Source organism: Pseudomonas kairouanensis (assembly GCF_004682055.1).
Lineage (GTDB): Bacteria > Pseudomonadota > Gammaproteobacteria > Pseudomonadales > Pseudomonadaceae > Aquipseudomonas > Aquipseudomonas kairouanensis.
The window spans coordinates 1-10,581 of sequence record NZ_QUZU01000084.1; the positions used below are offsets into that span (position 1 = coordinate 1).

Annotated in this window: 11 protein-coding genes; 7 read left to right on the forward strand and 4 right to left on the reverse strand. The window is 62.1% G+C overall.

Annotated elements, in window-relative coordinates; translation table 11 throughout:
• Positions 1-4 precede the first annotated feature (4 nt).
• The 3 genes from DYL59_RS30845 to DYL59_RS30855 are packed head-to-tail and all read right to left on the reverse strand — an operon-like array spanning position 5 to position 1,379.
• Positions 5-220, reverse strand: coding sequence for a DUF1289 domain-containing protein (locus DYL59_RS30845; RefSeq protein ID WP_135292566.1), 216 nt, complete (start codon positions 218-220; stop codon positions 5-7).
• Positions 217-741, reverse strand: coding sequence for a gamma carbonic anhydrase family protein (locus DYL59_RS30850; protein ID WP_135292567.1), 525 nt, complete (start codon positions 739-741; stop codon positions 217-219). Before DYL59_RS30850 ends, DYL59_RS30845 begins: the two co-directional genes overlap by 4 nt.
• A gap of 35 nt (positions 742-776) precedes the next feature.
• The gene (locus DYL59_RS30855) at positions 777-1,379 is read right to left on the reverse strand and encodes a CoA pyrophosphatase (RefSeq protein WP_135292568.1); all 603 of its coding nucleotides are present in this window, start codon (positions 1,377-1,379) and stop codon (positions 777-779) included.
• Between the two features lie 146 nt (positions 1,380-1,525).
• Here DYL59_RS30855 and DYL59_RS30860 point away from each other — a divergent pair, with 146 nt between their 5' ends.
• From DYL59_RS30860 to nagE, 7 genes are all read left to right on the forward strand, one after another.
• Positions 1,526-2,074 carry an NUDIX hydrolase gene (locus DYL59_RS30860; protein WP_135292569.1) on the forward strand — a complete coding sequence of 183 codons (549 nt, stop codon included), beginning with the start codon at positions 1,526-1,528 and terminating at the stop codon, positions 2,072-2,074.
• Between the two features lie 24 nt (positions 2,075-2,098).
• On the forward strand, positions 2,099-2,602 hold the full coding sequence (locus DYL59_RS30865; RefSeq protein WP_135292570.1) for a L,D-transpeptidase family protein: 504 nt from the start codon (positions 2,099-2,101) through the stop codon (positions 2,600-2,602).
• Positions 2,603-2,864: 262 nt separating this feature from the next.
• The gene (locus tag DYL59_RS30870) at positions 2,865-3,605 is read left to right on the forward strand and encodes a GntR family transcriptional regulator (protein ID WP_135292571.1); all 741 of its coding nucleotides are present in this window, start codon (positions 2,865-2,867) and stop codon (positions 3,603-3,605) included.
• 9 nt (positions 3,606-3,614) lie between these two features.
• Entirely contained in the window at positions 3,615-4,721 is a 1,107-nt protein-coding gene (gene nagA, locus DYL59_RS30875; RefSeq protein ID WP_135292572.1) for an N-acetylglucosamine-6-phosphate deacetylase, read from the forward strand.
• The gene (locus DYL59_RS30880) at positions 4,702-5,724 is read left to right on the forward strand and encodes an SIS domain-containing protein (RefSeq protein ID WP_135292573.1); all 1,023 of its coding nucleotides are present in this window, start codon (positions 4,702-4,704) and stop codon (positions 5,722-5,724) included. Before nagA ends, DYL59_RS30880 begins: the two co-directional genes overlap by 20 nt.
• 29 nt (positions 5,725-5,753) lie before the next feature.
• Positions 5,754-8,264 carry a phosphoenolpyruvate--protein phosphotransferase gene (gene ptsP / locus DYL59_RS30885; protein WP_135292574.1) on the forward strand — a complete coding sequence of 837 codons (2,511 nt, stop codon included), beginning with the start codon at positions 5,754-5,756 and terminating at the stop codon, positions 8,262-8,264.
• 27 nt (positions 8,265-8,291) lie between these two features.
• Positions 8,292-9,998: an N-acetylglucosamine-specific PTS transporter subunit IIBC gene (nagE, locus tag DYL59_RS30890; protein WP_135292575.1), complete on the forward strand. Its 1,707-nt coding sequence runs from the start codon at positions 8,292-8,294 to the stop codon at positions 9,996-9,998.
• 111 nt (positions 9,999-10,109) lie between these two features.
• Here the strand turns inward: nagE and DYL59_RS30895 are convergent, their stop codons facing one another.
• Entirely contained in the window at positions 10,110-10,418 is a 309-nt protein-coding gene (locus DYL59_RS30895; RefSeq protein WP_135292576.1) for a DUF6124 family protein, read from the reverse strand.
• Between the last annotated feature and the right edge of the window lie 163 nt (positions 10,419-10,581).

Genomic DNA, 10,581 nt, shown 5'->3' on the forward strand with positions numbered 1-10,581 from the left:
TCTATCAGGCGCCAGATTTCCCCGAAACCATAAACACCAACCCACCCGCCACCGCCCGCTCATGACACAACCCCAACACCACCCGGCGTTCGGTATTGTCCATACGGCTCCAACGTGTAATCTCATCCACCGTACGCTGGCAACCCGTGCAGACATCGTCATCATCCAGCGCGCAAATACTCACGCACGGCGAGGCAACAGGGCGTTCAATCGGGTTCATTCTTCCTGCTCGGCCAGGTCACGCCCATAGCGCTGCGAGTTATGCACATAGTGCGCAGCGCTGGCTTCAAGCATTTTCTTCTGTGCCTCGGTCAACTCCCGCACCACTTTGCCGGGCGAGCCCATCACCAGCGAACCATCGGGAATTTCCTTGCCCTCGCCGATCAGCGAGTTGGCGCCGATGATGCAGTGCTTGCCGATCTTGGCGCCGTTGAGGATCACTGCGTTGATGCCGATCAGGCTGTAGTCGTCGACGGTGCAGCCATGCAGCATGGCGTTATGGCCGATGGTCACGCCGGTGCCCAGGGTCAGCGGGTAGCCCATGTCGGTGTGCATCACGCTGCCATCCTGCACGTTGCTGTTCTTGCCGATCAGGATCAGTTCGTTGTCGCCACGCAATACCGCGTTGAACCAGACGTTGGCGCCCTCCTCCAGCTTGACCTTGCCCACCAGGGTGGCATTGGGGGCCACCCAGCTGTTCGGGTGAGTCTCGACGCGGGCGTCGCCCAGGCGGTATTTCATGGTGTTTCCTCACGGCTCGCCATTCAAACGATGGCTTAAATGTTGATGAAGCTTTTGGGTGGCTGGTGCAGGCTGATCTTGGCATCGTCATAGAGCAGGTTGATCAACTCGACGATCATGATCGCTGTCAGCCCCCAGATCTTGTATTCACCAAACCGGTAACTGGGCACATACCAACTGCGGCCCTGGTAATCGATCCTGTGGGTGTGTTCGCGCGGGTCCTGTCGGAAAAAGTCCAAGGGCACGCTGAAAACAGCGGCAATCTCGGCATCGTTGGCCAGGTATTCCACGTAGTCGGGGACCACACCCACGTAGGGCGTAACCCGGATGCCATGCAGGGAGATCAGCGGGCTCAGTGGGCCGATAACCTCCACCAGGCCAGGAGGCAGGCCAATTTCTTCTTCGGCCTCACGCAGCGCGGTAAAGACCAGGTCCGGGTCTTCGGGGTCACGGCGCCCGCCGGGAAAGGCCACTTCACCCCCATGGGTCGACAGGCCGCTGGCGCGCAGGGTCAGGATCAGCTCAGGTTCGTCACTGCGGGTAATGGGCACCAGCACCGCAGCCTCGGGAAAACGCCCGTCCGTTTCCAGGGTGTGGGGAGTGTGATTGCTTACCCGGCGAAGTAGCTCGTCCAGCATGAGTCATCTCGGTCTGTTGGCTACCTTGCATCATGCACCAAAGCGTGCGGGCGCCCAACCCCAAAACCCGGCCTGTGTCGCTAAACGACAACTTGCAGGGCCCTGCCCGCCAAGCCAAGATAGACGCACTTTCCAGGAACCCCAGCATGAATTTCTGCAGCCAGTGCGGCAAACCGGTTACCCAACGCATCCCCGAAGGCGACGGCCGCCTGCGTTTTGTGTGTGACCACTGCTCGACCATCCACTACCAGAACCCCAACATCGTCGCCGGCACCTTGCCAGTATGGGGCGACAAAGTGCTGCTGTGCCGCCGCGCCATTGAACCGCGCCTGGGTTACTGGACCCTGCCCGCAGGTTTCATGGAGAACGGTGAGACCGTCGAACAGGCCGCCGCCCGCGAAACCCTCGAAGAAGCCTGCGCCCGTGTGCACGACCTGAACATCTACACCCTGATCGACGTGCCGCACATCAACCAGGTGCATATCTTCTACCGCGCCGAACTGTCCGACCTGGACTTCGCCGCCGGCCCCGAAAGCCTTGAAGTACAGCTATTCGACGAAGCCGACATCCCTTGGTCCGAGCTGGCTTTCCGCACCGTGGGGCGTACCTTAGAATGCTTTTTCGCTGACCGTCGCCACCAGGTATTCCCGGTACGCAGCGAAGCGGTGCCGCCGATGATGCCATCGCCCAAATAACACTCCAGGCAGGAAACCGTTTTAATGCGTCTGTTGCTCGCCCTTATCTGCCTGTCGTTCGCTACGTTGTCATCAGCCTCCACAGTGGAAACCCTCGGCGGTAAAACCGTCGAGAAAATCCTGGTGCTCAAGTCCGCCCACCAATTGCAGTTGATCAACGACGGCAAGCCGCTCAAGACCTACCGCATTTCCCTGGGCAAGAACCCCAAGGGCCACAAGCTGATCGAAGGTGACCGCCGCACCCCCGAAGGCCTTTACTGGATCGACTGGCGCAAGACCAGCGACCGCTTCAACCTGGCCATGCACATTTCCTACCCCAATATCAGCGACGCCGCACGCGCCCGCCGTGAAGGGGTGAAACCCGGCAGCATGATCATGATCCACGGTACCCCCGACACCGAGGATTACCCTGAGCAGTGGTTCCACACCCTGGATTGGACCGATGGCTGCATCGGCATGCGCAATGTGGATATGCGCGAAGTCTGGAACCTGGTCAAAGACGGCACGCTGATCGAGATTCGGCCGTAATGCCCTACCGTTGGTAAATTAATTCAAAAAAAATTCCGCTCCCCGCCCCTGCCCGCCGGTGAATACCAGTTCACCCTGCGGGCTGCGCCGTTCTGCGCGCGATATAGACCTCTCTAATACCACTTGATACCAAGCCCCATTGCAGGGCTAGCAAACAGCCGACTGCACCGTTTTGGCTGCATTGACATGGTATTTAAGTGGTATTAATTTCCGGCCACTACCGGGCGACAACACTCCAATAACCGCATCGGACACCCCACAGATGAACCCCATCCTGGCCCTGCGCCCCGACGACAAACAATCCACGCCCCTGTACCTGCAACTGGCGCGCAACCTGGAAGCGGCGATCCACGCCGGCCAGTGGAAATCCGAACAGGCGCTGCCCTCGGAGCGTGTCCTCAGCGAGCAGTTGAGCCTCTCGCGCGTCACCGCCCGCAAAGCGCTGGAAGTGTTGCTGGCCCAGGGCCTGATCCGTCGCAGCCAAGGTTCCGGCACCTTTATCACGCCGCGCCTGGAGCAGCCGCTTTCACGCCTGTCGGGGTTTAGCGAAATGCTGCGGCTCAAGGGCTTTGTGCCCAGTTCCCAGTGGCTGGAACGCGACATCGCCCCGCCCACCCATGAAGAACTGATCCGCCTGGGCCTGTCGCCCACCGACAAAGTGGCGCGCCTGAAGCGCTTGCGTAAGGCCGATGACACGGTGATGGCCATCGAAATGACCACCCTGCCTGCCTCCTTGCTGCCCCAACCCCAGGCCATCGGCAATTCGCTGTACGAATACCTTGAAGGCATCGGCAAGCCCATCGTGCGCGCCCTGCAACATATCCAGGCAATCAATGCCTCGGACGAGTTCGCCAAGCTGGTCGGCATCCCCCCCGGCACCGCCATGCTGTTGATGACCCGCGTGGGCTACACCGCCGACAACACGCCGATTGAAATCACCGACACCTACTGCCGCAACGACTACTACGACTTTGTCGCAGAACTGCGCCGCTACGATTATTAGAGAACTGCCATGTCCGAAGACAATATCCTCACGCCCCGCGGCTGGATTCGCGGCCGCCTGCTGCACGCACACGGCAAGGTGATTGCCGTCGAAGGCACGCCCTGCGACCCGGCGCAAAACGATTTGCCCTACCTGCTACCGGGCTTTATCGACCTGCACGTACACGGCGGTGGCGGCAAGGACATCATGGAAGGCGCCGGCGCCTTCGAAACCATTACCCGCACCCATGTGCGCTTTGGCACCACCTCGCTGCTCGCCACCACCATGACGGCACCGGTGGACGAGATCTCCAGCGTGCTCGGCCAACTGGGCACTTTTTGCGAGCAACGTCCTACAGGCTGCGCCCGTGTGCTCGGCGTACACCTGGAAGGGCCCTACATCAATCCCGGAAAACTCGGCGCCCAACCCAACTTCGCTCACACCGCGTTGATGGCCGAAGTGGAAGCCTACCTACGCCTGGCGCCGATCCGCGTCATCACCATTGCCCCGGAAATCGCCGGCCACGATGCACTGATCCGGGCATTGAGCGAACGCGGCGTGCGCATGCAGATCGGCCACACCCTGGGCAGCTATGAAGAAGGCGTCGCCGCCCTCGCCGCCGGGGCCACCAGCTTCACCCATTTGTACAACGCCATGAGCCCGCTGCATCACCGCGAGCCGGGCATCGTCGGCGCGGCGTTGGCCCATGCCCAGTACGCCGAGCTGATCCCGGATTTGCTCCACGTTCACCCCGGCGCCATCCGCGTGGCCCTGCGCTCCATCCCATGCCTGTACTGCGTCACCGATTCCACCGCCGCCGCCGGCATGCCCGATGGCGAATACAAGCTGGGCAGCCACACCGTGACCAAATGCCTGGGGGGCGTGCGCCTGGCCGACGGCACCCTGGCCGGCAGCACCCTGACCATGGACCAGGCGCTGCGCAACCTGGTGAAAATCGGCCTGCCCATCAGCGAAGCCTCACAACGCCTGTCGCAATTTCCGGCGGACTACCTGGGCCTGGAAGAACGCGGTCGCCTGCAACCTGGCAGCTTTGCCGACTGCGTGCGCCTGGACCGCTCCCTCACACTCACCGACGTAATGGTCGAAGGAGACACCATTGACTTCAAAAATGCTTGAAGAGGCCCTGGCCTCCTGCGACGCCGTCGCCGCCCAACTGCAACGCCTGGACCCGTTGCTGGACGAAATCGCCGGTCGCTTGCGCCGCCAGCCGCCGCAAGTGGCGATGACCATCGCGCGGGGCAGCTCGGACCATGCCGCCAGCTATTTTGCCTACTTGGCGATGCAGCATGTGGGTATCCCGGTGGCGTCGCTGCCGATGTCGGTGGTGACCTTGTTGCAGGCACCGATGAAGGTCAGCGGCCAAGTGGCGTTTGGTTTCTCCCAATCGGGCCAAAGCCCGGACCTGGTCAACAGCCTGCGCCTGCTGCGCAAACGCGGCGCCTTGAGCATCTCGTTGGTCAATGCCGAAGACTCGCCACTGGAGGCCGCCTGCGAATTCCATGTGCCACTGTGCGCCGGGCCGGAACTGAGCGTGGCCGCGACCAAGAGTTTTATCGCCACCCTCAGCGCCAGCGCGCTGCTGATCGGCCACTGGAACCAGGAGGCCGAACTGCTGCAAGCCTGCCAGGCCTTGCCCGATGACTTGCGCGCCGCCGCCAGGCAGGACTGGCGCCCGGCGATTGAAGCCCTGCGCGACTGCCAGCAATTGATGGTAATCGGCCGTGGCGCCGGGTTTGCCATTGCCCAGGAAGCGGCGCTCAAGCTCAAGGAAACCTCGGCGATCCAGGCTGAAGCCTTCAGCAGCGCCGAAGTGCGCCACGGCCCCATGGCCCTGATCGGCGACAACTACCCGCTGCTGATCTTCGCCCCTCGCGGCGCCGAGCAGGCCGGCCTGCTGAGCCTGGCCGCCGACATGCGCCAGCGCGGCGCCCGCGTCTTGCTGGCCGCGCCGGATGATATCGCCGAACGCGACCTCACCTTGTGCCGCGCCGAACACCCAAGCCTGGACCCGATCCTGGCGATCCAGAGCTTCTACGTGATGGCGGCAGGTTTGGCGGTGGCCCGAGGCATGAACCCGGACCAGCCGCGCCACCTGAGTAAAGTGACCCGCACTCACTGAGTGACGTTTTCCTGATGAGTACCGTGCCCATGTCCTACAACAATAATGAATTGATCCTCAGCGCCCCGTTAAGCGGGCCGGTGCTGGCCCTGGGCAGCGTTCCCGATGAAGTATTCGCCAGCGGCACCCTGGGCGACGGCATTGCCATCGACCCGCTGAACGATTGCCTGCATGCGCCTTGCGATGGAGTGATTATCCATGTCGCCCGTACCGGGCACGCCCTGACGATCCGCGCCGAGAACGGCGCCGAAGTGTTGATGCATGTGGGCATCGACACGGTGGAGCTCAATGGCGAAGGCTTTGCCTTGCTGGTAAAAGACGGCGCCCGAGTGAGCAAGGGGCAGGCCCTGGTGCAGTTTGATCTGGACCGGATTGCACGGCAGTGCCGCAGCCTGGTCAGCCTGATTATTCTCACGAATGGCGAGCGCTTTGAGCTACGACCCGTTGCCGGAAAAACCGTCAAGGTGGGCGAGCCGTTGCTACAGGTCGTGGCACGTTCGGCGGCGTCGGCCCAGGCCTCTGTGGATAACTCGGTCGCCGAGTACAGCGCCAGTGTGCGCATCACCCATCGCGGCGGGCTGCATGCGCGCCCGGCGGCACTGATTCGCAAGACTGCCCAGGACTTCAGCAGCCAGACGCACTTGCACTATGGCGACAAAAGCGCGTCGTGCGACAGCCTGATCGGTTTGATGGGGCTGGGCATCGGTGAAGGTGACGAGGTACGCGTGAGCTGTCGTGGCAAGGACGCCGAGGCTGCCTTGCAGGCGTTGGTCGCCGTCTTGTCCGTCGCCATTAAAGAAGAACACCACGCCCCTGCCGTTGCTACCCCACACCCCGCCAATACCGAAGTGGGCGTGCTGCAAGGCGTGTGTGCGGCGCCCGGCCTGGTGTGCGGCCCCCTGTTCCGTTTAAGCGGCATCGAGCTACCGGCCGATACCGGCAATCACCTTGCCGACGAGCAACTGCAACAGCTGGATACCGCCCTGGAACAGGTGCGCAGCGAAATCCGCAGCACCCTGGCCCATGCCCGCCAGCGCAAGAACACCGACGAAGCAGACATCTTCGCCGCCCACCTCGCCCTGCTGGAAGACCCGGCCCTCCTGGACGCCGCCACCCGCGCCATCGAACAGGGCAGCGCCGCCACCCATGCCTGGCGCGATGCAATCCAGGTCCAATGCGCGGTGCTGCTGGCCCTGGGCAAACCCTTGTTTGCCGAGCGTTCCAATGACCTGCGCGACCTGCAACAACGCGTATTGCGGGCACTGCTGGGCGAAGCCTGGCACTTCGAATTGCCGGCGGGCGCCATTGTCAGCGCCCACGAACTGACGCCTTCTGACCTGCTGCAACTGGACGCCCAACAGGCCGCGGGCATCTGCATGGCCGAAGGTGGCGCCACGTCCCATGTGGCAATCCTGGCCCGTGGCAAAGGGCTGCCTTGCGTTGTAGCGCTGGGCGCAGAATTACTCGACGTGCCCCAAGGCCAACGGGTGGTGCTGGATGCCGCCAATGGCCGCCTGGAACTGGCCCCCAGCGAGGCGCGTCACGCACAGGTGCACCAGATTCGTGACGCCCAGAAACTGCGGCGCCAACAGCAACAGACCCTGGCTCAACTGCCGGCCAGCACCCGTGACGGCGTGACGATCGAGGTGGCCGCCAACGTTGCCTCCAGTGCCGAAGCCCTGGTTGCGTTCGAGAATGGCGCCGACGGCGTTGGCCTGCTACGCACCGAATTCCTCTTCGTCGACCGTCGCACCGCGCCGGATGAACAGGAGCAACGCCAGGCCTATCAAGCCGTGCTGGACGCCATGGGCGACAGGTCGGTGATCATCCGCACCATTGATGTGGGCGGTGACAAGCAACTCGATTACCTGCCGCTGCCCGTCGAAGCCAACCCGGTGCTGGGCCTGCGCGGCATTCGTATGGCTCAGCTGCGGCCTGAATTGCTCGACCAGCAACTGCGGGCGCTGCTGCAAGTGTGCCCAATGGAGCGTTGCCGGATCCTCTTGCCAATGGTGAGCGAGGTCGACGAACTGCTGCAGATCCGCCAGCGCCTGGATGAGCTGTGCGTAGAACTTGAGCTGACCCAGCGCCCGGAACTGGGCGTGATGATCGAAGTGCCCGCTGCCGCGCTGATGGCCGAGCAATTGGCCAAGCATGCAGACTTTTTGTCGATCGGCACCAATGACCTGTCCCAGTACACCCTGGCCATGGACCGCGACCACGCCGGCCTCGCCGCTCGGGTCGATGCGCTGCACCCGGCACTGCTGCGCCTGATCGCCCAGACCTGCGCCGGCGCGGCCAAGCAGGGTCGTTGGGTAGGCGTGTGTGGCGCCCTCGCTTCCGACCCGTTGGCCACCCCGGTACTCGTTGGCCTGGGGGTCAGCGAACTGTCGGTGAGCCCGCCGCAGATCGGTGAAATCAAGGACCGCATCCGCCACCTGGATGCTGCGCAATGCCGGCAACAAGGCCTTGGCCTGCTCGACCTGAGCAGCGCCAAGGCCGTGCGCCAAGCCTGTCAACACCACTGGCCGTTGAGCTGACAACAACAAGAAAAAAGGAGACTCGCCATGTACCAACACTTTATCGAAGGCCTGCAACGCCTGGGCCGTGCGCTGATGTTGCCGATTGCGATCTTGCCCATCGCCGGCCTGTTGCTGCGCCTGGGCGATACTGACCTGTTGAACATCGCCGTGATGCACGACGCCGGGCAGGCGATCTTCGCCAACCTGGCGCTGATCTTCGCCATCGGCATCGCCGTGGGTTTTGCCCGCGACAACAATGGCACGGCGGGCCTGGCCGGGGCGATTGGGTACCTGGTGATGATCTCCACCCTCAAGGTCATGGACAGCACCATCAACATGGGCATGCTCGCCGGGATCGCCAGTGGCTTGATGGCGGGCGCGCTGTATAACCGCTTCAAGGACATCAAGTTGCCGGAGTACCTGGCGTTCTTTGGCGGGCGGCGGTTTGTGCCGATTGTCACCGGGTTCTCGGCGGTGGGGCTGGGGGTGATCTTTGGTTTGATCTGGCCGCCGATCCAGCATGGCATCAACAGTTTTGGCGTGTTGCTGATGGAGAGCGGCAGCCTGGGGGCCTTCGTCTTCGGCGTGTTCAACCGCCTGCTGATCGTCACCGGCCTGCACCATATCCTCAACAATATGGCGTGGTTTGTGTTTGGCAGCTTTACCGATCCGGCGACGGGCGCGGTGGTGACCGGCGACCTCACCCGCTACTTCGCAGGCGACCCCAAAGGCGGCCAGTTCATGACCGGCATGTTTCCGGTGATGCTGTTCGGCCTGCCTGCGGCGTGCTTGGCGATGTACCGCAATGCACTGCCGGAACGGCGCAAGGTGATGGGCGGGATTTTCCTGTCCATGGCGCTCACCTCATTTTTGACCGGGGTGACAGAGCCGATTGAATTCGCGTTTATGTTTCTCGCGCCGTTCCTCTATCTGCTGCATGCCTTGCTCACCGGCCTGTCGATGGCCGTGACCAACCTGCTGGATATCCACCTCGGGTTTACCTTCTCCGGTGGGTTTATCGACATGGTGCTCGGCTGGGGCAAATCTACCAATGGGTGGCTGGTGTTCCCGGTTGGGCTGGCGTACGCGGCGATCTATTACAGCGTGTTCAGCTTCTGCATCCGTCGCTTCAACCTGAAGACGCCTGGGCGTGAAGATATTCAAGTGGTGCAGGCCGAGGTGATGACCGATAACCAGCGCGCCAGTGCGTATATCCGGGCGTTGGGTGGGGCTTCAAACCTGTTGAGCGTGGGGGCTTGCACGACGCGCCTGCGCCTGGACATGGTGGATCGCAATAAAGCCGTGGATGCAGACTTGAAAGCACTCGGCGCCATGGCCGTGGTGCGGCCGGGCAATGGCGGCAGTTTGCAGGTGGTGGTCGGGCCGATGGCCGATAGCATTGCTGATGAGATTCGGCTGGCGATGCCTTCGTTTGTTGACAGCGCGCCGGTCGCAGTTACGCCTGTGGATAAGCCGGTTGCGGTGAATGTGCAGGAAGCCGAGAAATGGCTGAATGCGCTGGGTGGCCGGGCCAATGTGCGGCAGTTGGAAGCGGTGGCGATCACCCGGTTGCGAGTGGAGTTGGGGGATGACTCGGTGTTATCCGAAGATCAGCTTGTGGCGCTTGGCTGTCAGGGTGTCATCCAACTCGACAGCGGGGTTTGGCACTTGCTGATTGGTGACAAGGCTTCGGGGTTGGGTGAGGTGTTGGAGCGGTTGGTCAGTGGGCGGCAGATTGGGGCTGGGGCCTAGATCTTCATCGCCTGCCTAGACCTCATCGGGAGCAAGCCCCCTCCCACTTTTGATCGAGTTTCAACTTTGGAATGCAGTCAAATGTGGGAGGGGGCTTGCTCCCGATTGGTTTTAACTGGTGGCGGATGATTTGAATTCAGGCACCTCATTCAAATCCAACACCCGATCCACCATCAATTGGATGCCTTCAAGCATCCGGTGAGCTCCCAGCGCGATATCTCGCTGAGCGCCATCGATTTCAAAGGCCAAATGGCCCATCAGCGCCTGTACTGAGGCAATGTCCTGGGCGGCATTGGCGAGGAGGGTTTCGCTGTCGAGACTGGGGCGGACGGTGAAGAGTTGGTCTGTGGGCTGATCATCTACCGGCTGGGACTTAGCGTCAGAAATGTTGGAATCAGATCGTAAGTTGTTGCTGATCATCGTAAAACTCCATTCGGAATAGGCTCCTGGTGAGAATTTCAGGCTTGCAGTCCCGGTCGCCATATGGATAGCGACCCGGGAAGACTAGTGAGGCGAGTTCCGAGGGACAACCTGAAAGGCTTGTCGGAAAGATCTGAGGCGCTTGTGCCGACGTCTTCGCGAG